This window comes from Blautia sp. Marseille-P2398, assembly GCF_964240315.1.
GTDB lineage: Bacteria > Bacillota > Clostridia > Lachnospirales > Lachnospiraceae > Blautia_A > Blautia_A wexlerae.
Genome location: NZ_CAXSTD010000019.1, coordinates 43,332 through 65,876 on the forward strand (window position 1 = coordinate 43,332; position 22,545 = coordinate 65,876).

22 protein-coding genes and 1 tRNA gene are annotated in these 22,545 nt (G+C 42.9%); 21 read left to right on the forward strand and 2 right to left on the reverse strand.

Annotation, left to right across the window (positions count from 1 at the left end; genetic code table 11):
- Positions 1 to 133: 133 nt before the first annotated feature.
- The 17 genes from ACESZG_RS17095 (at position 134) to ACESZG_RS17175 (ending at position 18,393) form a co-directional block, all read left to right on the forward strand.
- Entirely contained in the window at positions 134 to 1,234 is a 1,101-nt protein-coding gene (locus tag ACESZG_RS17095) for an InlB B-repeat-containing protein (protein WP_161233757.1), read from the forward strand.
- 316 nt (positions 1,235 to 1,550) lie between these two features.
- Positions 1,551 to 2,603, forward strand: a complete 1,053-nt coding sequence (locus tag ACESZG_RS17100; RefSeq protein ID WP_025581118.1) for an L-threonylcarbamoyladenylate synthase — start codon at positions 1,551 to 1,553, stop codon at positions 2,601 to 2,603.
- A gap of 137 nt (positions 2,604 to 2,740) precedes the next feature.
- Complete coding sequence (gene rpiB / locus ACESZG_RS17105; protein WP_008707935.1) at positions 2,741 to 3,172, forward strand: ribose 5-phosphate isomerase B; 432 nt, start codon at positions 2,741 to 2,743, stop codon at positions 3,170 to 3,172.
- 227 nt (positions 3,173 to 3,399) lie between these two features.
- Complete coding sequence (locus ACESZG_RS17110; protein ID WP_025581117.1) at positions 3,400 to 3,891, forward strand: dCMP deaminase family protein; 492 nt, start codon at positions 3,400 to 3,402, stop codon at positions 3,889 to 3,891.
- A 555-nt stretch (positions 3,892 to 4,446) separates the two neighbouring features.
- Positions 4,447 to 5,886, forward strand: coding sequence for a proline--tRNA ligase (gene proS, locus ACESZG_RS17115; protein ID WP_008707939.1), 1,440 nt, complete (start codon positions 4,447 to 4,449; stop codon positions 5,884 to 5,886).
- Positions 5,887 to 5,977: 91 nt separating this feature from the next.
- The gene (locus tag ACESZG_RS17120; RefSeq protein ID WP_008707941.1) at positions 5,978 to 7,303 is read left to right on the forward strand and encodes a CCA tRNA nucleotidyltransferase; all 1,326 of its coding nucleotides are present in this window, start codon (positions 5,978 to 5,980) and stop codon (positions 7,301 to 7,303) included.
- 117 nt (positions 7,304 to 7,420) lie between these two features.
- Positions 7,421 to 8,419: a phosphotransferase gene (locus tag ACESZG_RS17125; RefSeq protein ID WP_172678332.1), complete on the forward strand. Its 999-nt coding sequence runs from the start codon at positions 7,421 to 7,423 to the stop codon at positions 8,417 to 8,419.
- Between the two features lie 139 nt (positions 8,420 to 8,558).
- Entirely contained in the window at positions 8,559 to 8,837 is a 279-nt protein-coding gene (locus ACESZG_RS17130; RefSeq protein WP_008707945.1) for an HU family DNA-binding protein, read from the forward strand.
- Between the two features lie 87 nt (positions 8,838 to 8,924).
- The gene (locus ACESZG_RS17135; RefSeq protein WP_008707948.1) at positions 8,925 to 9,164 is read left to right on the forward strand and encodes an RNA-binding S4 domain-containing protein; all 240 of its coding nucleotides are present in this window, start codon (positions 8,925 to 8,927) and stop codon (positions 9,162 to 9,164) included.
- A 156-nt stretch (positions 9,165 to 9,320) separates the two neighbouring features.
- A complete protein-coding gene (gene yabP / locus ACESZG_RS17140; protein WP_008707950.1) occupies positions 9,321 to 9,602 on the forward strand; it encodes a sporulation protein YabP in 282 nt (93 codons plus the stop codon).
- 3 nt (positions 9,603 to 9,605) lie between these two features.
- Positions 9,606 to 10,064: a spore cortex biosynthesis protein YabQ gene (gene yabQ, locus ACESZG_RS17145; protein ID WP_055152126.1), complete on the forward strand. Its 459-nt coding sequence runs from the start codon at positions 9,606 to 9,608 to the stop codon at positions 10,062 to 10,064.
- Complete coding sequence (locus ACESZG_RS17150; protein ID WP_022380528.1) at positions 10,025 to 10,339, forward strand: septum formation initiator family protein; 315 nt, start codon at positions 10,025 to 10,027, stop codon at positions 10,337 to 10,339. Before yabQ ends, ACESZG_RS17150 begins: the two co-directional genes overlap by 40 nt.
- Before the next feature lie 186 nt (positions 10,340 to 10,525).
- Positions 10,526 to 12,019 carry a SpoIIE family protein phosphatase gene (locus ACESZG_RS17155; protein ID WP_008707956.1) on the forward strand — a complete coding sequence of 498 codons (1,494 nt, stop codon included), beginning with the start codon at positions 10,526 to 10,528 and terminating at the stop codon, positions 12,017 to 12,019.
- A 40-nt stretch (positions 12,020 to 12,059) separates the two neighbouring features.
- Positions 12,060 to 13,517 (forward strand): tRNA lysidine(34) synthetase TilS, encoded by a 1,458-nt coding sequence (gene tilS, locus ACESZG_RS17160; RefSeq protein ID WP_119243334.1) that lies wholly within the window; start codon positions 12,060 to 12,062, stop codon positions 13,515 to 13,517.
- The gene (gene hpt / locus ACESZG_RS17165; RefSeq protein WP_020993437.1) at positions 13,510 to 14,040 is read left to right on the forward strand and encodes a hypoxanthine phosphoribosyltransferase; all 531 of its coding nucleotides are present in this window, start codon (positions 13,510 to 13,512) and stop codon (positions 14,038 to 14,040) included. Before tilS ends, hpt begins: the two co-directional genes overlap by 8 nt.
- A 16-nt stretch (positions 14,041 to 14,056) precedes the next feature.
- Complete coding sequence (ftsH, locus tag ACESZG_RS17170; RefSeq protein ID WP_118572325.1) at positions 14,057 to 15,910, forward strand: ATP-dependent zinc metalloprotease FtsH; 1,854 nt, start codon at positions 14,057 to 14,059, stop codon at positions 15,908 to 15,910.
- A 347-nt stretch (positions 15,911 to 16,257) separates the two neighbouring features.
- Positions 16,258 to 18,393 (forward strand): glycoside hydrolase family 13 protein, encoded by a 2,136-nt coding sequence (locus ACESZG_RS17175; protein ID WP_373218810.1) that lies wholly within the window; start codon positions 16,258 to 16,260, stop codon positions 18,391 to 18,393.
- Positions 18,394 to 18,512: 119 nt separating this feature from the next.
- On the opposite strand, the gene ACESZG_RS17180 is transcribed toward ACESZG_RS17175, so the two are convergent.
- Positions 18,513 to 18,594: transfer RNA gene (locus tag ACESZG_RS17180), tRNA-Tyr, on the reverse strand.
- A 268-nt stretch (positions 18,595 to 18,862) separates the two neighbouring features.
- Here ACESZG_RS17180 and fba point away from each other — a divergent pair.
- Positions 18,863 to 19,726: a class II fructose-1,6-bisphosphate aldolase gene (gene fba / locus ACESZG_RS17185; protein ID WP_008707962.1), complete on the forward strand. Its 864-nt coding sequence runs from the start codon at positions 18,863 to 18,865 to the stop codon at positions 19,724 to 19,726.
- On the opposite strand, the gene ACESZG_RS17190 is transcribed toward fba, so the two are convergent.
- Positions 19,709 to 19,849 (reverse strand): DUF6783 domain-containing protein, encoded by a 141-nt coding sequence (locus tag ACESZG_RS17190; protein WP_319017446.1) that lies wholly within the window; start codon positions 19,847 to 19,849, stop codon positions 19,709 to 19,711. The two genes, fba and ACESZG_RS17190, sit on opposite strands and share 18 nt — an antisense overlap.
- Between ACESZG_RS17190 and ACESZG_RS17195 the strand changes: the two genes are divergently transcribed.
- The 3 genes from ACESZG_RS17195 to ACESZG_RS17205 all read left to right on the forward strand — a co-directional run bounded on the left by ACESZG_RS17195 (position 19,796) and on the right by ACESZG_RS17205 (position 22,089).
- Entirely contained in the window at positions 19,796 to 19,909 is a 114-nt protein-coding gene (locus ACESZG_RS17195) for a DUF6783 domain-containing protein (protein WP_320442802.1), read from the forward strand. The two genes, ACESZG_RS17190 and ACESZG_RS17195, sit on opposite strands and share 54 nt — an antisense overlap.
- A gap of 138 nt (positions 19,910 to 20,047) precedes the next feature.
- Positions 20,048 to 21,490, forward strand: coding sequence for a L,D-transpeptidase family protein (locus ACESZG_RS17200; protein ID WP_373218812.1), 1,443 nt, complete (start codon positions 20,048 to 20,050; stop codon positions 21,488 to 21,490).
- 62 nt (positions 21,491 to 21,552) lie between these two features.
- Positions 21,553 to 22,089 carry a nitroreductase family protein gene (locus tag ACESZG_RS17205; protein WP_008707965.1) on the forward strand — a complete coding sequence of 179 codons (537 nt, stop codon included), beginning with the start codon at positions 21,553 to 21,555 and terminating at the stop codon, positions 22,087 to 22,089.
- The last annotated feature ends 456 nt before the right edge of the window (positions 22,090 to 22,545 follow it).

Sequence of the window (22,545 nt, forward strand, 5' to 3'; positions counted from 1 at the left end):
TTATGATAATGTATGTGCAATATATATAAGAAAAATATGTTGCTACAGTGGAAAAATGAAAAGATGACACTGTATAAGTAGTAGGAGAAAATGAGGATTGTGAATATTTACATGACAGGAAAGGAGTTTTAAAATGAGGAATCGAATAATTCAGGTTAGACATTATAGCAGGAAAATGATGATTATGATGTTGACAGGAGCAATTTGCTGTAGTTCATGTTTTTGTCAAACAGCTTTTGCGAAAACCAGCAAAGTAAGGGTTTACGATGTGGAAAAAGGAACCACAAGCTTCACATCTTTTACATATTCGGATAGTAAGAAGGATGAATCACTGGCTCCGTCGGAGGGAACAGGAGCGATTTCATCTGCTTCTCAGAAGGCGGTTATTTTCCATCAGGCAGATGGGTCTACGATAATAAGAAAAGCAGACAGTAATGGAAAAGTGACACTTCCAGCAATAAGAAATCAGACAGGATATACTTTTCTTGGATGGAGCACGAAGCCGGATCAGACTCAGAATCCGCAGTATCAGGCGGGACAGGTGATACAGGTAAGGAAGAAAACCCATTTATATGCAGTTATGTATAACTGGCAACAGGAGCCGGATATTCAGGTCAATAATCTGGCAGCTCAGCTGTCGGAGTATTCCGGAATTATTTTTGTGGGAGATTCCAGAACGTATTTTATGCAGAAAACTCTTCTTCGGGAATATGGAAAGGATGCAGTTTCAAAAGTATCATTTGTGTGTAAGACAGGGGAGGGACTGAGCTGGTTTGAAACAGCAGGAGAGAGAGTAATGAGAAGTGAAATTGCCCGTCTGCAGTCAGATTCAGATAAGCCCGTAGCAGTTATTTTTAATCTTGGTGTGAATGATCTTTCGAGTCATAATTCCGGGAATGGGGTTGATTATAAAGGCGAGGCAAATGCATATCTTGCGCGTATGAACACTCTTGCAGAGGAACTTGAAAGTGACTGCAGATTGTTTTATATGTCTGTGAATCCGGTAAATACAGCAATGAAACCAACTCGAAAAGAAGCGCAGTTACGTTACTTTAATGACAGATTGCAGAGCAGGTTAAATAAGAGATTTCAATGGATAGATACCTATAAATATCTGATGAAGAATGGTTACAGTACATACAATGAGTTTAAGGGAAATATAGATGACGGCGTTCACTATTCTACATGTACCTATAAAAGAATCTATAAATATTGTATGAATGCGATCAGATAATGCTTTTTGATTTATACACAAATTATAATCTTGTTTCAGGTAAGCAGTATAAGCAGAAGTTAAGGCCACAGAACTCACAAAAGAAAGGTTATATGTATTGCCTGATAAATTAAGAGATTGATGTACGAGCTGACAGGAGAAATATTTTCTGTCAGCTTGTTATTTGTTTGGTTGGATAATGGAGAATATCTGTTTGCCAAAGAAGAAACATTTGACGAATTTTTATCTCTGTTGTATCATGAACATACAAAACGAAAATAAAGTAAGAGGAATATTGTTATATAAAATACAGAACAGATAAGAAGGCAGGAATTTAATGAGAGCAGAAGTTGTATCCATGACAGCGGATAATCTTGATATGGAGGCTATCCGGCGTGGTGGAGATATTTTGAAGCAGGGTGGTCTGGTTGCGTTTCCTACGGAGACTGTGTATGGTCTTGGAGGAGATGCGTTGAACCCGCAGGCTTCTATGAAAATTTATGCGGCGAAGGGCAGACCTTCGGATAATCCGCTGATCGTGCATATTGCGGAGTTTGACAAGCTGGCTCCTATTGTAGCGGAGGTTCCGGAGAAGGCGAAGATCCTGGCAGAGAAGTACTGGCCGGGTCCGCTGACTATGATTCTTCCGAAGTCGGATCTTGTGCCACAGGAAACTACGGGTGGTCTGGACAGTGTGGCGGTTCGTTTTCCGAGTGACAGGATCGCGCAGGAACTTATCAAGGCTGCCGGCGGCTATGTGGCTGCGCCCAGTGCCAACACTTCGGGAAGACCAAGCCCGACTACTGCACAGCATGTAGAGGAGGATCTTGGTGAAGCGATTGAGATGATTATTGACGGAGGCCAGGTGGGAATCGGTCTTGAGTCTACGATCGTTGATTTTACTGAGGATGTGCCTGTGGTTTTACGTCCGGGTTATATTTCTCTGGAGATGCTTCAGGAGACTCTGGGGGATGTAAGGATGGACAAGGGGCTGATTGCATCTGACAGCAAGGTCCGTCCGAAAGCACCGGGTATGAAATATCGCCATTATGCACCGAAGGCAGATCTGGCAATTGTTGAGGGACCGGAGGAAGCTGTTGTGAAGAAGATCAATGAGCTGGCTGCGGAGGCGAAAGCACACGGCGAGCAGGTTGGAATCATTGCAACGGACGAGACAAAGGACAGATATCCCGAAGGTCTGGTAGTCAGCATCGGAAGTCGGAAGGAAGAAGAGACGATAGCGCATCATCTGTATGAAGTGTTGCGGGACTTTGACCAGAGTGCAGTCAGGTCTATTTATTCAGAAGCGTTTTATACACCAAGAATGGGACAGGCCATTATGAATCGTCTGCTGAAAGCAGCGGGACATAAGATCATACAGGTGGTATGATATAATCAGGTAGTGAAGCAGATATATGCCTGACTATATAATCTTATCAGCAGTAATGGCCAGATGGATAATGAAGATTCATTTAAATAGTCTGCTGAAGAGGTAAAGAAAATAAATTAATTTCAGGAGGAAGATTAATGATAGCTTTAGGATGTGATCATGGTGGATATGAATTAAAACAGGAGATTAAGAAATATCTGGATGAGAAAGGAATTGAATATAAAGATTATGGATGTGACAGTCTGGATTCCGTAGATTATCCGGTATATGCAAAGAAGGTTGCACATGCAATTCTTGACGGCGAATGTGAGAAGGGAATCCTGATCTGCGGAACAGGTATCGGAATTTCCATTACAGCAAACAAGTTTAAAGGAATCAGAGCTGCAGTCTGCACAGATTGTTTTACAGCAGAGGCTACAAGACTTCACAATGATGCCAATATCCTTGCACTTGGCGGAAGAGTGGTAGGACCTGGGCTGGCATTGAAGATTGTGGATACATTTTTGAATACACCGTTTTCCAACGATGAGAGACATATCAGAAGAATTAATCAGATAGAGACTGAATAAGCCATAAAATAAGAAAACTGATAAAACAGCCAGAGCCTGCATGATTATAGTAATTCTCTCACATGTATGATGAATGAGGGTTGCCGTAGAGTAAAGTGTTAAGTTCTGGCTGTGTCAGTTATAAGCAGATAATGGTTACTGTTCTTCGTTCCGTTCACAGTAACAGACAATGTGCTGATTTTATGAAGCGGATGAAGGGTGAAGTATGTGAAGGGGAGGTTTGAGAAATGGATGCAAATCATAAACGCACAGATTATTTATCATGGGATGAATATTTTATGGGAGTTGCCATGATGTCAGGGATGCGTTCCAAGGATCCGAATTCTCAGGTAGGTGCCTGTATTGTGAGTGAGGATAATAAAATCCTGTCCATGGGCTATAATGGTTTTCCAAAGGGCTGTTCAGATGATGAATTTCCATGGGCGAGAGAGGGTGACAGTCTTCATACGAAATATTTTTATGTGACCCACAGTGAGCTGAATGCGATCCTTAATTACAGGGGAGGAAGTCTGGAAGGTGCAAAGCTTTATGTTTCCCTTTTTCCATGTAATGAATGTGCCAAGGCAATTATTCAGGCAGGTATTAAGACGATTGTCTATGACTGCGATAAATATGCAGACACGCCGGCAGTGCTCGCTTCCAAGAGAATGCTGGATGCAGCCGGGGTCCGTTATTATAAATATAACCGGACAGGACGTAAGATTACAATAGAAGTGTGATTTTGGCATATTCATACCAAAACACCTCGCGGAATAGTGGTGTGTGAACAGTAACGATTTTACTCTTGACACATCAATTTATTTCAAATAAAATATAACCAAATGCGAAATATATACAGCGATGAAGAGAATAGTACATAAGGAGCAATCCCAGAGAAGAGTCCCGGAGGAACAGCCGGTTGGCTGTGAAACAGTGGTGGAAGGATTCTGTGCGTGAATTATGGAACCGGCCTCGGAGCTCCGTACAATTGAAGTACGGCGTTTTTCCTGCGTTATCGGAAGAAGAGCGAGCAATGTGCAGGCATTTGGGCACAGTGCTAATTAGGGTGGTACCGCCGAAGCCTTTCGGTCCCTTGTGAGGGATGCTGGGCTTCTTTTTTTCGTTTTTTATAATATGACATATTTTGCCGGATTATAAAAAAACAGATTTTTGTACTGTGAAGCAGATAGGGAAATTTATTTATAGAAGAAAAATAAGAAGAATATGCATTCCGCCGCGACTATATCCTGATGCGCTTTCAGGATCAACATATCACATAAAAAGGAGAAACAATTATGGCAAACAACAAGAAACTGGTAGAAGCCATCACATCCATGGAAGAGGATTTCGCCCAGTGGTATACCGACGTTGTAAAGAAAGCTGAACTCTGCGGTTATACCAGCGTTAAAGGCTGCATGGCAATTAAACCTGCAGGATATGCAATCTGGGAAAATATCCAGCACGAACTGGACAGAAGATTTAAAGAGACTGGCGTACAGAACGTATACATGCCAATCTTTATTCCGGAATCTCTTCTTCAGAAAGAGAAAGATCATGTAGAAGGATTTGCACCTGAGGTTGCATGGGTAACTCACGGTGGTCTGGATCCGCTTCAGGAGCGTCTGTGCGTACGTCCTACATCAGAGACATTATTCTGTGACTTTTATGCAAAAGAAATTCAGTCCCACAGAGACCTGCCGAAGGTATACAATCAGTGGTGCTCTGTAGTGCGTTGGGAAAAGACAACACGTCCGTTCCTTCGTTCACGTGAGTTCTTATGGCAGGAAGGCCATACAGCTCATGCTACAGCCGAGGAAGCAGAAGAGCGTACTATCCAGATGCTGAATCTGTATGCAGATTTCTGTGAGGAAGTACTTGCAATCCCGGTTATCAAGGGACAGAAAACAGACAAGGAGAAATTCTCCGGTGCAGAAGCTACTTATACAATTGAATCCCTGATGCATGATGGAAAAGCCCTTCAGTCCGGTACAAGCCATAACTTTGGCGATGGATTTGCAAGAGCATTCGGTATCCAGTATACAGATAAAGAAAATAAACTTCAGTATGTACATCAGACATCCTGGGGAATGACAACACGTATGATCGGTGCTATTATCATGGTACATGGTGATAACAGTGGTCTGGTGCTGCCTCCGAGAATCGCTCCTGTACAGGCAGTGATCATTCCGATCCAGCAGAGAAAAGAGGGCGTTCTTGAGAAAGCAGATGAGATGTTTGCAGCATTAAAAGCAGCAGGAGTCCGCGTAAAAGTAGACGACACAGACAAGAGCCCGGGATTCAAATTCGCAGAGCAGGAAATGCGTGGTATCCCGATCCGTATCGAGTGCGGTCCGAAGGATATCGAGAATGGTCAGGCTGTGATCTGCCGTCGTGATACAAGAGAGAAATATACTGTTACATTTGATGAGCTTGTGGAAAAAGTACAGGAAATCCTGGAAACAATCCAGAAAGATATGCTGGAGCGTGCACGTAAGCACAGAGATTCCCATACTTATGTTGCTACAAACTATGAAGAATTCAAAGATACTATTGTTAACAAACCAGGCTTCGTAAAAGCTATGTGGTGCGGTGACCGCGCATGTGAGGACAAGATCAAAGAAGATGTTCAGGCTACATCCAGATGTATGCCGTTTGAGCAGGAACACTTAAGTGATGTCTGCGTATGCTGTGGAAAACCTGCCAAGAAGATGGTTTACTGGGGAAGAGCATACTAATCAATAAGAAAATAAAGAAAACCGGCAGCAGAGATATCTGAGTGCCGGTTTTCGGGGTTAAGAATAAATAGAAGAAGATAAGGATGGTCATATGATTCTGGAAATACCGAAAAACGCGGAAACAATTTTGCATATACTGGAAAAAGCAGGCTATGAAGCCTATGTGGTAGGCGGCTGTGTGCGTGATTCCATTCTGGGACGGAGCCCGGATGACTGGGATATCACCACATCCGCAAAGCCGGAGCAGGTCAAGGCTTTGTTTCACAGAACAGTGGATACAGGTCTGCAGCATGGAACAGTGACTGTTCTTATGGAAAAAGAAGGATATGAGGTCACGACTTATCGTGTAGATGGTGAGTACGAGGACGGCAGACATCCCAAAGAGGTCACCTTTACAGCAAGCCTTAAGGAAGACCTGAAACGCCGGGACTTCACCATCAATGCAATGGCATATAATCCTTCTTCAGGACTGGTGGACCTTTTCGGAGGACTGGAGGATATTGAGAGAAAAATCATCCGCTGTGTGGGAGATCCGCTGGAGCGTTTTACAGAGGATGCACTGCGAATCATGCGTGCAGTCCGTTTCAGTGCGCAGTTGGGCTTTGCCATTGAAGAAGAGACTCGTAAGGCACTGAAGGTTCTGGCACCGAATCTGAAGCATGTCAGCGCAGAGCGGATTCAGGTAGAGCTTGTGAAGCTTCTGATGTCTCCTCATCCGGATTATCTCAGGGTGGCTTATGAAGCCGGGATCACAGCTGAATTTCTTCCGGAGTTTGATGCATGTATGACAACATCCCAGAATACGCCGCACCACTGTTACACAGTAGGGGAGCATATCCTGCACAGTCTCTGTCATGTACGTGCAGATAAAGTTCTCAGGATTACCATGCTGCTTCATGATATTGGAAAGCCGGTTGTCCGGAAAACAGATGAGAATGGAAGAGATCATTTCAAGATGCATGGGATTGCGGGAGAAAAGAGGGCTGCACAGATCCTGCGCAGGCTGAAATTCGATAATGATACGATCCGCAAGGTAACCCGTCTGGTAAAATGGCATGATGACAGACCGGATGGAACGACAAAGGCAGTGCGCAGGGCAGTGAATCGTATCGGTGAGGATCTCTTCCCGTATTATCTGGAAGTGCAGCAGGCAGATATGCTGGCACAGAGTGATTACAGACGCGCAGAGAAGCAGGAACGTCTGGATAAGGTGAAAGAGGCTTATGAGACGATCATTAATGAACATCAGTGTGTATCTTTAAAAACTCTGGCAGTGACAGGGAAAGATCTGATTGAAGCCGGTTATAAGCCGGGGCGTGAAATAGGAGAAACGCTGAACCGTCTTCTGGAAGTAGTGCTTGCCGATCCACAGAAGAATCAGAAAGAGATATTATTGGGTCTGCTTGATGAGAAATAGTGCAGTTTTATGGAATGGTCAGTATATCAGAATATAGTAAATAACTAAAATCCGGGGGTATATCCACCGGATTTTCTTCATATGTATAGAAAGAATTAAGATGATTAAGAGGGGGATATGTCATTGTATGATTACGGACTTGGCACTTTGGCTCAGTATGAGCTGACAGCAGACCGTTCTGCAAGGACAAGAGGAGCTTTACTCTGCTATACAGCTCAGGGACTTCTGATCCTGAGGGAATTTCACGGTTCTGAAAAAAAGCTGGAAAAACAGCAGGAGCTTTTGATGAGACTTCAGGAAAATGGTATAAATACCGATTATTTTCTGCGGAATAATCAGGAAAGTCTGGTCAGTAAAGATAAGACTGAACAAAGGTTTACACTCCAGCACTGGTATGAAGGAAAAGAGTGTGACACAAAATCCCGGGAAGATATTTTAAAAAGTGTCCGGACACTGGCAAGGTTACATATTTTAATGAAAATGGAACCTGTGGAGGAATACAGGGAAAGATCTCTCAGGGAGGAATATCTTCGGCACAATCAGGAGCTTCGTAAGATACGCAAATTTATACGGAACAAAGGAGCATCCAATGTATTTGAGAAAAATTATCTGGCAAGTGTGGAGCAGTTTCTTGAAAGGGCACAGTATGCAGTAAAGCTTCTGGACGAGACGGATTATGATGATCTCAGGGAAAGGGCATGGCGGGAAGGACAGGTATGTCATGGAGAATATAATCAGCATAATATTCTGATGCTGAAAGGTGATCATTTGGGGACGGCAGTCACAAATTTTGGTCACTGGAGTTTTGATATTCAGGTAGCAGATTTGTATCGTTTTATGAGAAAAATACTGGAGAAATATAACTGGAATCTGGAACTGGCAGGGGAAATGCTCAGGGAATATCATAAAATCCGTCCAATCTCGGCAGAAGAGTGGAAAAATCTGCGTGTACGTTTCACTTATCCTGAAAAATACTGGAAACTGGCAAATTATTATTATTCACACAAAAAGGTGTGGATTTCAGAGAAAAATGTGGAAAAGCTTCAGAATCTTATCAGACAGAGAGAAATCTGGGAGAATTTTGCAGAGGAATGTTTCAGGGATCATCCTCAGTAACAGTGCGGAACAGTTGTACGGAACAGTTACGAAAAACCTTGACAATATGGGGAAAAAGGTATATATATAGAGGATAGAGCTCTGTCGCTTTTGGCAGATGCCACCAAACAAGAAAGAGATCATTAGAGGAGGAAACACCATGAATAAAACAGAATTAGTAGCAGCTATGGCGAAAGAGACAAACTTATCCAAGAAGGACGTAGAAGACGTTCTGAAATCTTTCGTTGATGTCGTTTCTAAAGAACTGAAAAATGGCGGAAAAATCCAGTTAGTAGGATTTGGTACATTTGAAGTAAGTGAAAGAGCTGCTCGCGAGGGAAGAAATCCTCAGACTGGTGAAACTATGAAAATCGAAGCTTCTAAATCACCGAAATTCAAAGCTGGAAAAGCATTAAAAGATATGGTTAACGGTAAATAATAAAGGCGATAACCGGGGGAACGAAAGTTCCCCTTTTTTGATACTCTGGCGGAGTAATTCGTGAGTATCCATTTACAGGAGTAGAATATGAGATTAGATAAATACTTAAAGGTGTCACGTCTGATCAAACGCCGTACAGTGGCAAACGAAGCATGTGATGCAGGAAGAGTTCTTGTCAACGATAAGCCTGCCAAGGCATCTGTACAGGTAAAGACGGGAGATACTATTGAAATCCAGTTCGGAAGTAAGAATGTCAAAGTAGAAGTACTGGATGTAAAAGAAACTGTCAAAAAAGAAGATGTAGAGAGTATGTACAAATATCTTTGATTCCGGATGGTAATTTGCAGCTTTTTGCATTTATGCAGTGGGAACATATAAATTTTTAACATTTTATTGTCTATTTCCATTTTCCGGCACATAAACTACTGATAAGTAACAGATTGGCAGGTCATAGTTTCCGGAGGCTGTGACCGGGAGGCGTCTGTGGAAGAGAAGAAGATACTTTCAACTCACAGCCTGATGCTGGAAAACCGTCAGAACGGGAGAATTACCGGGGTAAAGGATATTAAATCCTTTGATGAAAAAGAAATCCTGCTTTTTACACAGGCAGGGAAACTTGTAATAAAGGGAGAACAGCTTCATGTGAAGCAGCTTGATCTGGAAAAGGGAGAAGTAGATCTGGAGGGAAAAGTGGACAGTCTTACCTATCTGTCAAAGAATACAGATAACAGGGATGAATCCTTATTTAGAAGGATGTTCCGGTGAGAGATGAGTGCATTTATTCATCATGAATTACTTCTGCTGCTCCGGACAATAGCTGTGGGTGCTGTTCTCCTTTTGTGTTATGATCTGCTGGCTGCATTCAGGAATGTTTTTGCACATTCGGATAAAGCTGTCGGGACGGAAGATATTTTGTACTGGCTTTGTTGTGCCTTTTTTGTTTTTTCGGAGATTTACAGGAGCAATGAAGGAATCCTGCGTTTTTTTATGGTTTTAGGCTTTTTATCCGGAGCGTATATCTGCAACAGGGTCCTCGGAGATATTTTTGTAAAATGCTGTACGAAATTTATGGAGATTCCTGTAATAATTATTAAATTTTTGATAAAATGGTTGCTATTTCCGGTCAAAAGATGTAAACTCCTGTGGTATAAAGCGTATAAATATGCTAAAAAAGGAAGGCTGGCAAATTGGGTAATTCTAAGAAAAGGAAGAAAAAAAAGAAAGTAGGGTATAACTCTCTTGGAATGATTGCGATTGCGCTGGTTGTTTTAGTCCTTCTGGGAGGACTGATGCTAGAAAGTAATGACCTTAAGGAACGCCTCACAGGATATGATGCTAAGGCCGCCACTCTTCAGCAACAGATTGAAGATGAGCAGACACGTACAGAAGAAATTGATAAATTAAAGAAATATATGGAGACAGACGAATATGCAGAAGAGGTTGCCAGAGAGAAACTGGGACTTGTGAAGGACAATGAGACTGTTTTTAAGAAACAGCAGTAATAAATGTCGAAAACTTTTGCGAAGGATTCGTCTGCGTTTGACAGATATTTCAGAAACCCTTCCATATAATATCTGTAACTGTTTAGTACTTTGTGAAAGAGAGGACTGTTGAACAGTTATAGAGATTCTCTGATAAAAATGCAGTAGTCTGCTATATACAGAGAATGAATAAGGGGAGGGGAGAATATGCAGGAATGGATGATTGCCATGCTCGTTATCAGCATTATGCTGATCATACGGGACATGGCAAAAACTATTTTAGCAGAAAATCTGCCGGATACAGAAGAACTGCCGTCTCTGCAGGAGGGCCATCCTCAGAAAGAGAGGGTGGAGAAGTATGCGGCATCTTTTCAGAAACTGGCAGATACTTTCTACGGGATGCCTTATCGGAAAGATTATCTGAGCAGCAGGCAGGTTGAGCAGATCATTGAGGATACAAATGCAAAGGTATGCAGCAGATGCTATCAGAGGGAAATCTGCTGGGGAGAACACAGTCAGGAACTGGTGAAAGGAGTGGAGGCACTGGTACGTTCTATGGAGAGTGGAAACGAGGAAAATGTCAGAGGCATCCGCGCTGACTGGACAGGCATATGTCCCCGTTCCGTACAATATTATGAGACGGTTGCAGAGAATTTTCAGAAAGAAAGGCAGAACTTGATGTGGGATAACCGTATGATCGAGAATCGGCTGGCAGTAGCACAGCAGCTTATGGAAGTCTCACATATCATGGAGAACGTAGCCAGTGATCTGTATGACCTGGAGCGAGTAACGCCGCAGTTTGAAGAAGAACTTCGCAAGGGACTGAGAAAGAGCCATGTGATCCTTCGCAGGGCATGGATGATGAATAAGGTGAAAGGACGTAAACAGATTTTTCTCACCATGCGTGCCAGAAGCGGTCAGTGTATTTCCATGACAGAGATCGCACAGCTTCTTTCAAAATACTGTGAAATTTCCATGGTACCTGTAAATGGGAGCAGATGTATTGTAAACGGAGAATATCACACTGTACATTTTGCTGAGGATGTAAGCTATCAGGTTCTCTATGGAACGGCCAGGCTTACCAGAGAAGAAGAGAAGGTTTCCGGAGATAATTATATATGCAGACAGGAGGATGGCGGCAGGTTTGTTATGTGCCTTTCGGATGGCATGGGCTCAGGGATGGAAGCATGCAGGGAGAGCGAGACAGTTGTGGAACTTCTGGAACAGTTTATGGAGTCAGGATTTTCCCAGGAAACGGCAGCAAAGATGGTAAATTCTGCTCTGGTACTCAAAGGAGAGGAGGGTATGTTTTCTACAGTGGATATCTGCGCAGTGGACCTGTATACAGGAATCTGCAATTTTCTGAAGGCGGGGGCAGCGTCTACATTTATCAAAAGAGATCACTGGGTGGAATCTATTACTTCTGAAAGTCTGGCCGCAGGGCTTGTACAGCAGATTGATTTTGAGACAGCTACCAGAAAGCTGTACCATGGGGATTACCTGATCATGATGACAGATGGAGTCCTGGATGCATTGCCTGACCAGAAAGAGGAGGAAACCATGAAAGAAATCATTATGGATGTTCACGAGGAATCACCGAAAGATTTCGGCAGGGGAATACTGGAACGGGTGCTGGGATACAGCGATTATCATGCACGGGATGATATGACAGTGCTGGTGGCAGGCGTGTGGAAAAAATAATGCTGCGGATACTAAGATAGAAAAGGAAATCAGGATAAAAATGGAAAGAGAAATTCTTGCTTATATAAAGCAAAACAGGATGATCGGAAAAAATGATGTGGTCCTGGCAGGAGTGTCCGGCGGAAGTGACTCTATGGCAATGCTCCGCATTTTAAAGGAGCTTCAGGGAAAACTGGATTTTACATTGAGAGTGGTCCATATACATCATGGAATACGTGGAAAGGAAGCGGACAGGGACCAAAGCTTTGTGGAAAACATATGCCGGAAGTGGCAGATTCCATGTACTGTTTATTGTTATGATGTTCCGGGATTGAGCCGGGAGTGGAAGCTGGGCGAGGAAGAGACGGGAAGGATTGTAAGAAAAGAAGCTTTTCAGAGGGAAGCTGCCGTCTGTGGGAGAAAGGACAGTGAGATAAAAATTGCATTAGCGCATAATCAGGAGGATCTTGCGGAAACTATGCTTCATAATCTGTGCAGAGGAACAGGTCTGCGGGGACTATGCACCATGCGCCCTGTAGACGGAGAGATTATCCGCCCGATTCTGTGCTTAAACCGGGACAAAATTGCAGAGTATCTGAAAGAAAAGAAGATTTCTCATATTCAGGACAGCACCAATCTGTCAGATGAATATACCAGAAACCGAATCAGACATCATATTCTTCCTATATTGGAACAGCAGGTCAATGGAAAGGCAGCGGCACATATGGCAGAGACTGCGGCAAGGATTTCCCAGGCAGAGGAATATCTTACGCAGCAGAGCTGCCTGGTTTTGGGCGAGTTTCAGAAAGGTAAGGAATATTACTTTACTGAAAAATTTTTTATGGAGCCTCAAATCATTCAGGTTTATGCATTACAACAGGCGATGGAACAGCTGGCAGGCAGACGGAAGGATCTGGCGGCTGTTCACTATGAGAAGGTTCTGGAACTTTATGAAATGCAGACTGGAAGACGGATCAGCCTTCCTTATCACATGGAAGCCAGAAGAGATTACGAGGGAGTAAGACTTTGTCGGTACGGAGAGGAGAAGTCAGCCGGGATGATCGGTGAAAAGCATAAAGGTTCAGATATCCAAAACGGAAAAACAGTTTGCGGAAAAAATATATCAGACAGGGAATGGAAAATCAGAATTCCGGGGACTGTGACCAGTCCGCTGGGAATTTTTTCGGCAGAAATATTTTTGTATGAAGGTCAGAAGATTGAAGAAAAAAAGTATACGAAATGGATGGATTATGATAAAATAGAAAAGAATCCGTATATTCGCACCAGACGGACAGGAGATTATATGGTTATCAATGCGCAGGGGAACACAAAGAAGCTGAACCGCTGTATGATCGATGAGAAAATCCCGTCGGAATACAGAGACAGCATTCCGCTGATCGCATGTGGAAAAGAAATCCTCTGGATGGTGGGAAGCAGGATGAATGAGAGGTATAAAATTAACCCCCAAACCAGGAAGGTGTTAGTATTAAATTACCAAGGAGGAAACGAAAATGAGTGAGAAAATCAAAGTTTTACTCAGCGAAGAGGAAGTAGATTCCCGTATTAAGCAGATCGCAGCAAAGGTCAGCAAGGATTATGCAGGCAAGGAAATCCATTTAATCTGTGTATTAAAAGGTGGTGTATTCTTTACCTGTGAACTTGCAAAGAGAATCACAGTGCCGGTTTCTCTTGACTTTATGTCTGTATCCAGTTATGGTGATGACACCAAGTCCAGCGGTGTTGTAAAGATCGTCAAAGACCTTGACCAGCCACTGGAAGGAAAGGACGTTCTGATCGTAGAGGATATCATTGACTCAGGAAGAACATTAAGTTATCTCATCGAAATTCTGAAGCAGAGAAATCCAAACAGCATCCGTCTGTGTACATTGCTGGACAAACCGGAGCGAAGAGTCAGAGATGTAAGAGTTGATTATTGCTGCTTTAACATCCCGGATGAGTTTGTAGTTGGCTATGGTCTGGACTATGCACAGAAATACAGGAATCTTCCATTCATAGGAGTAGTGGAACTGGGGGAAGACTGAAAGGAGATTTAAGTAAGTGAATAAACAGCCAAGCAGAATTGGTCTGTATCTGGTGCTGATCATTGCGCTGGTAGCCGGTTATTTTTATCTGAATAACCAGGTGGTTTCCCAGAGTAATTACACACAGAAGCAACTGGAGCAGGCTCTTGAAGACAACAAGGTGGTTGATGCGACAATTCAACAGAACAGAGAAGTGCCTACAGGTTCTGTGATCGTAGATACTACTGACTCCGGTCAGAAGAAGGTTTATGTGACAGATGTCAATCAGGCAATCGAACTGTTGAATAAATACGATATTGATATTACAACTCAGGATGTACCCGGAGACAATGTATTTCTGACAACCTTGCTTCCGGTTCTTCTCACAGGTGCCCTTGTGATCTTTCTGATCATGATGATGAACCGCCAGATGGCAGGTGGCGGTGGCGGCGGAAATGCCAAGATGATGAATTTCGGCAAGAGCCGCGCAAGAATGTCATCTCCGGATGATAATAAGAAAGTTACTTTTGACAAGGTAGCAGGTCTGCAGGAGGAGAAGGAAGATCTGGTAGAGGTGGTAGATTTCCTGAAATCTCCACAGAAATATACAAAAGTAGGCGCAAGGATTCCGAAAGGCGTGCTGCTTGTAGGCCCTCCCGGAACTGGTAAGACACTTCTGGCAAAGGCAGTGGCAGGAGAAGCGGGAGTTCCGTTTTTCTCTATTTCCGGTTCTGACTTTGTGGAAATGTTTGTCGGTGTAGGTGCATCACGTGTGCGTGATCTTTTTGAAGAAGGCAAACGCCATGCACCATGTATTATTTTCATTGATGAGATCGATGCGGTTGCAAGACAGCGTGGAACCGGTATGGGCGGCGGACATGATGAGAGAGAGCAGACACTGAACCAGCTTCTGGTAGAGATGGATGGCTTTGGTGTGAATGAGGGAATCATTGTGATGGCAGCGACTAACCGCGTGGATATCCTGGATCCTGCAATTTTGCGTCCGGGACGTTTTGACCGTAAGGTTGCAGTGGGACGTCCGGATGTGAAGGGGAGAGAGGAAATCCTCCGCGTTCATGCCAAGGACAAACCTCTTGGAGAGGATGTAGATCTGGCTCAGATTGCCAGAACAACGGCAGGATTTACAGGTGCAGATCTGGAGAATCTTCTGAATGAAGCTGCCATTGAAGCAGCGAGAAAGGGAAGAGGATTTATCCTTCAGTCTGATATCAAAGGTGCTTTTATCAAAGTAGGCATCGGTGCAGAGAAGAAGAGTAAGGTGATCTCTGAGAAAGAGAAAAAGATCACCGCGTATCATGAATCCGGACATGCGATCCTGTTTCATGTACTTCCGGATATGGATCCTGTCTACACGATTTCCATTATCCCGACAGGAATGGGAGCAGCAGGTTACACCATGCCTCTTCCGGATAATGATGAGATGTTTAATACCAAAGGAAAAATGCTTCAGGATATTATGACACTGTTAGGCGGACGCATAGCAGAGGAAATTATCTTCGGGGATATTACGACTGGTGCATCAAATGACATCAAACGTGCAACTGCGACAGCCAGAAGCATGGTGATGAAATACGGGATGTCTGATAAGTTGGGACTTATCTGTTATGGCGATGACGATGATGAGGTATTTATCGGAAGAGATCTGGCTCATACCAGAAGTTACAGTGAGGATGTTGCCAAGGCAATTGATGAAGAAATCCGCCGTATTATTGGCGAATGTCATGACCGGGCAAAGAAGATCATTCTGGAACATGAGGACGTTTTGCACAAGTGTGCAAGCCTTCTTCTCGAGAAGGAAAAGGTGCACAGAGACGAATTTGAAGCACTTTTTACAACAGAAAATCTGGAAACAGAAAACAGCGGTATATAATGTAGACAAAAAAGTGTGCCAAATTTTGTGAAGTTTGTGCACACTTTTCTCTTGCCCCATGGTATTATATAAACCGTAAAAACCCCCCAATACATTATATAGTTTTTGCTACACCCCATAAGAAGAAATACCTTCTCCAAAAAAGCCAGCTTATCCCGCTGGCTTTTTTACTGTCTTAAAATATCATTACTGTTCATGTTATTTTCAGTAACGAAATATCTGCTTCGCCAGAATCAGGCAGTCCGGAACATTGTGACAGAATGATTGGGCAGAATCACTGAATATCTAAAGATTTTTGGGAAAAACAGATGGTTGTCAGATGGTTTATTTTAGGATAAAATAATAAGATGATAAATGACAGAGAGGACTGGACGGAAATGGAATATGAAAAAGCAGATATAAAAAAAAGAATGCAGTACATCCTGAATATGCGTCCTGTGTTTAATAAAGAGGCGCTTTTCAGTGACGGAACAGAATATTACAGAACACCTGCAGAACCAAAGGCAGGAGATACAGTAACGATCAAATTCCGTACCCAGAGAAATAATGTGGATTCTGTATATCTGGTAAGCCAGGAGCAGCGTGTGCAGATGGAGATTTGCGAGACAGAGAACGGATTTGATTATTATTCTGCCCAGGTAACGATTGGAGAGGACATCTTCCGTTATTATTTTGAGATACAGTATGGATGGGTAACCTGTTATTACAATAATCAGGGAGTCTGTATGAAGCATGAGGGCAGGATGGATTTTGAAATTTATCCGGGCTTTGATACTCCAAAGTGGGCCAAAGGTGCGGTAATGTACCAGATTTATGTAGACCGTTTTCTTAACGGAGATCCTACCAATGATGTTGTGACCGGAGAATATCATTATATTGGAGATAAGAGTGTACAGGTAGAACAGTGGAATAAGATTCCGGCAGTGATGGGCGTACGTGAATTTTACGGCGGTGACCTGCAGGGAATCATGAACAAACTGGATTATCTGCAGGATCTGGGAGTTGAGGTTATTTATCTGAATCCAATTTTTGTCTCTCCAAGTAATCATAAGTATGACTGTCAGGATTATGATTATGTAGATCCACATTACGGCAGGATTGTAGAAGATTGTAATGAGGGAATCCTTCTTGGAGATGACGATGATAATTCCCATGCATGGAAATATATCAAGCGTGTATCAGACAAGAAGAATCTGGAAGCAAGTAATGAGCTTTTTGCAAAACTGACAGCAGAGATCCACAGAAGAGGAATGAAGATTATTCTGGACGGTGTGTTCAATCACTGCGGCTCTTTTAATAAGTGGATGGACAGAGAACGTATTTATGAGAACCAGGAAGGATATCCAAAAGGAGCTTATGTTTCCGCAGACAGTCCTTATCGGAACTTCTTCTCTTTTAATGACCCTAATGGGTGGCCATATAATACCTCCTATGATGGCTGGTGGGCACATGATACACTTCCTAAATTAAATTATGAGGGTTCCAGAGAACTTTATGATTATATTCTTCGTGTTGGACAGAAATGGGTATCTGCCCCTTATAATGTAGACGGTTGGAGACTGGATGTGGCGGCAGACCTGGGACATAGTAATGACTTTAACCATCAGTTCTGGAAAGATTTCAGGAAAGCAGTGAAAACTGCCAATCCAAATGCCATTATTCTGGCAGAGCACTACGGTAATCCGGAAGGCTGGCTGAAAGGTGATGAATGGGATACAGTCATGAACTATGACGCATTTATGGAGCCGCTGACCTGGTTTTTGACAGGTATGGAGAAGCACAGTGATGAATATCGTGAGGATCTGCTTGGAAACAGTGAGGCGTTTATCGGAGCTATGAAAACTCATATGAGAGCACTCCATATGTCGGCACTTCAGACTGCTATGAATGAACTGTCAAATCATGACCATTCCAGATTCCTGACCAGAACCAATCGCAGGGTAGGACGAATTTCCTATGCAGGTCCGGAAGCGGCATCTGAGGGAGTAAATCCGGCAGTTATGCGTGAGGCGGTTACCATCCAGATGACCTGGCCGGGTGCACCGACTGTATATTACGGAGATGAGGCAGGACTCTGTGGATTCACAGATCCGGATAACAGACGTACTTATCCCTGGGGACGTGAGGATTACCAGATGATCGACTTCCACAGGGTAATGATCCGTATCCATAAGAAATATGAAGTGTTAAAAACGGGATCACTGGGATTTCTCTGGAATGATTATCAGGGACTTTGTTATGCGAGATTTTCTCATGATGAACAGATAATTGTGATCGTAAATAATCAGGAAGAAGGCAGGGAAGTGGAGATACGGTTAGGACAGGCAGGAATCAGCCGTCTGGAAGATACAAAGCTGAAACGTGTTGTCATGACATCTGCAGTGGGATTTACGGAAGAATGTAAAGAATACACAGCAGCAGCCGGAATTCTGAAGATCACAATGCCGGCATTTGGCGCAGTGGTCTTACATCATAAAAATTAACAAAATGCGAAGCGGATGATCTTATCCGCCTGACCCGGACGGCAGCCTCTTGCGGAAGAAGGGGCTGCCGCTTTATAATATAACAAAAAAAGATCCAGACAAATGTCTGAACCTTTTGATGGATGGAGAAGGATTCGAACCTTCGAAAGCGTTGCTAACAGATTTACAGTCTGCCCCCTTTGGCCACTCGGGAATCCATCCTTAAATCGAAACTTATTATATATGAAATATTTAAATAATGCAAGTACTTTTTTATAAATTGCAGAAAATTATTATATATTGTGTATTGTCGGACTTTTTTACATATCTTCCGGGGAATTTTGTTTGTCATTTTTTTGGCAAAAGAGTAGACGAAAAAGCAGAAATCTGGTAATATAACCATATCTGGATATAGATGTAATTCCATATCGGAGATTGATTAGGGTAACTGAGAATGAACACAGTTACTACAGATTAGGAGGAATTTATCATGTTAGTAAATGCAACAGAAATGCTGAAAAAAGCAAAAGCAGGTCATTATGCAGTTGGACAGTTCAACATCAACAACCTTGAGTGGACAAAGGCTATCCTTTTAACAGCTCAGGAACTGAACTCTCCTGTAATCCTTGGTGTATCCGAAGGTGCTGGTAAATATATGACAGGTTATAAAACAGTTGTTGGTATGGTTAACGGAATGATGGAAGAACTGAACATCACTGTTCCTGTAGCTCTTCATCTTGACCACGGCAGCTATGAAGGATGCTTAAAATGCGTTGAAGCAGGATTCTCATCCATCATGTTCGACGGATCTCATTACCCGATCGAAGAAAACGTTGCAAAAACTAAAGAACTGGTTAAGATCGTTGCTGAACACGGAATGTCTCTGGAAGCAGAAGTTGGTTCCATCGGTGGTGAAGAAGACGGTGTTGTAGGAATGGGCGAATGCGCAGATCCTCAGGAATGCAAGATGATCGCAGACCTTGGCATTGATTTCCTTGCAGCAGGTATCGGTAACATCCATGGAAAATATCCGGCTAACTGGAAAGGCTTAAGCTTTGAAACTCTGGATGCAATCCAGAAACTGACAGGAGAGATGCCTCTGGTACTTCACGGTGGCACAGGTATCCCGGCAGATATGATCAAGAAAGCTATCGACCTTGGTGTATCCAAGATCAATGTAAACACAGAATGCCAGCTTTCTTTCGCAGCAGCTACACGTAAATACATCGAAGAAGGAAAAGATCAGCAGGGTAAAGGATATGACCCACGTAAACTTCTTGCACCTGGCTTCGAAGCAATCAAAGCTACTGTTAAGGAAAAAATGGAATTATTCGGATCAGTTAACAAAGCCTGATGATAACCTCATAAGTAAAAAATCCCGCATCCTTGTGATGTGGGATTTTTTTATGGACTCAAAAACCTGATGGGCTACGACAACCGAATTCGGACAAAATATACCGCAAAGTGGGGCGTGCAGATTGCAGGAATGATTTTTCAGACACGCTCTAAAGTAACAGGCGGTTGCTATCTGGAATGAATTTTGGCTACGTTACTGAGAACGGAGTGAACAGTAACAACAGGCGAACTGCATTTTACAAATTGATTTTTATCTCTCTATATAATAAAATAATTGCAGATATCTAAAATAAGGTGAAAGGAAGTAGCAGAACAAAGGATGGAACAGAAAAAAGCCTTAAATAGAAAGAAGCTGAAAGTGATTCTTGTAATATGTATCGTGATGATCGTGACAGCGGGAGTCGGTCTGGCTGCTTACATACATCATGTGGATACTGTCACACTGGGAAGGAAAGTAAGTGTGTACAGGTTAGATGTATCGAAGCTTACTGTGGGAGAAGCGCAGCAGAAAATATCTGAAGCATTTCAGAATAAAACAATAACATTTCATGAAGATGGAAAGGATGTTTATAATGTTTCAATGGAACAACTGGGATACAGTCTGGATCAGGACATTCTGAAAAGTGCACTGGAAACATTGAAACAGGAGAGAAGCGGGACATTTAAACTTTTTGCATCACAGAGAGATTATAAGATTGATTATCAGATCATCAGAGATGAAGCGCAGGAACAGGCAGCATTGTCTGCGGATCATTTTGATGAAAAAGACAGAACAGAACCTACGGATGCACATATCCGATATAGTAAAAAGAAACAGAAATATGTGTTGGTGAAACAGGTTTCCGGAAATCAGATTGATGAAAACAGGCTATTAAGCTATGTGGAGGAAACTCTGGATAAAGATTTCGAAACAGAATTGCTTACATCTGATGTAAAGATGGAATTAAACGAGGAAGTTTACCGGCAGCCGGATATTGAAGAATCAGGTGAAATGAAGCAGAAGGTGAAGAAGTTAAACAGCCTGTTGAAAAAATACCGCAGTACAACAGTTTCTTATCTGTTTGGTGAGGAAACGCAGGTGCTGGATTCAGACACGATCAGTTCCTGGCTGCAGATTAAAAATAGTGGTATAAGCATTGATAAGGATGCGGCTGCAGATTACATATCGAATATGGCAAATAAATATAATACTATTTATGTGCCGCGTACTTTTCATACATCGCTGGGAACGGATGTTACGGTTTCTGATAATGAATATGGATACAGGATCGATCAGGATGCAGAGCTGACACAGCTTCTTGAAGACCTTAAAAGTGGTGAAAATGTATCCAGAGAGCCGGTGTACAGCAGCAGTGGCATGAAGAGAAACGGACCAGATGACCTGGCAGGCAGTTATATAGAAGTCAGTCTTGATTCACAGCATTTATGGCTGTATAAAGATGGTGCGCTGGTTTCTGAAACAGATATTGTCAGCGGTGCACCCACACCGGAACGTGAGACTTACAGAGGAGCATGGCCGATTGCATATAAGGCAAGTCCGTTTACGTTAAGCAGTGAAGAATATGGATATGCGGAAACGGTAAAATACTGGATGCCGTTTGTTTATGGACAGGGACTTCATGATGCATCATGGCAGTCTGCATTTGGTGGAAACCGATATAAGACAGGACATGGAAGTCACGGCTGTATCAATCTGCCGGAAGATCAGGCGGCATTGATATATAATACGATAGATGGAGGATATCCTATTATTATTTATTAAAGATATATAGGATGGATTTTATCTATCTGATTAAAGAGAAAGAATAGAAGAGGTATAAAAATATGGAATTTCAGAATCTGATAGAAAAGAGACGGAGTGTTCGTAAATATGTAGAGAGAAATACGGTGACGAAAGATGAAATTTTGAGTATGATAAAAGCAGCTCAGGAGGCGCCTTCATGGAAGAACTCTCAAACAGGACGTTATTACTGTATTATGGACGAAAAGAATGTGGAACAGTTCAGACGGGAATGTCTGCCGGAAATGAATGCAGGGAAATGTGAGAATGCAGTGTTGCTGGTTAGTACTTTTGTACATAACAGAGCAGGTTTTCAGAAAGATGGAACAGCGGATAATGAAATTGGAAATGGATGGGGATGTTATGATCTTGGGCTGCAGAATGAGAACCTGATATTAAAGGCTGAAGAACTGGGATATGGAACTCTTATTATGGGGATCAGGGATGCGGATAAGATCAGAGAATTTTGTTCTGTTCCGGAGACGGAGACTGTTGTTGGGGTAATTGCGGTAGGAGTTCCGGGGGAAGAGCCTGGACGGCCGAAAAGGAAAGATACAGAAGAGATAGTGAAGTTTTTGTAAGATCAGCTAAAAGGGGATGTGGCACCAAACAATTCTTTTCGGATTGGTTTCGGGTCTTAAGAAAAGCTGAGGCTGGGAAGTCTGCTAAAAGGGGGACACAGCCCCAAACAATTCTTTTCGGCTCGGTTTCGGGTCTTAAGAAAGGCTAAGGCTGGGAAGTCTGCTAAAAGGGGGACGCAGTCCCAAACAATTCTCTTCGGCTCGGTTTCGGGTCTTAAGAAAAACTAAGCCCGGGAAGATCAGCTAAAAGCATTCGCAGATAACTCAAACTCGCCGCGAAGCGGCTCAGACAGTGAGTGATCTGCGAATAACGCTGATCTTCCCGGGCTAAGATTTTCTAAAGACCCTGCAAATGTCGCCGAAGAGAATTGTTTGGGGCTGCTGGCTGTTGGCTGTGACTGGTGGCTGAAAGAGAAGAGAGATGGTGGTCTGTTAGTTTTGTGGAATAGAAAAGTT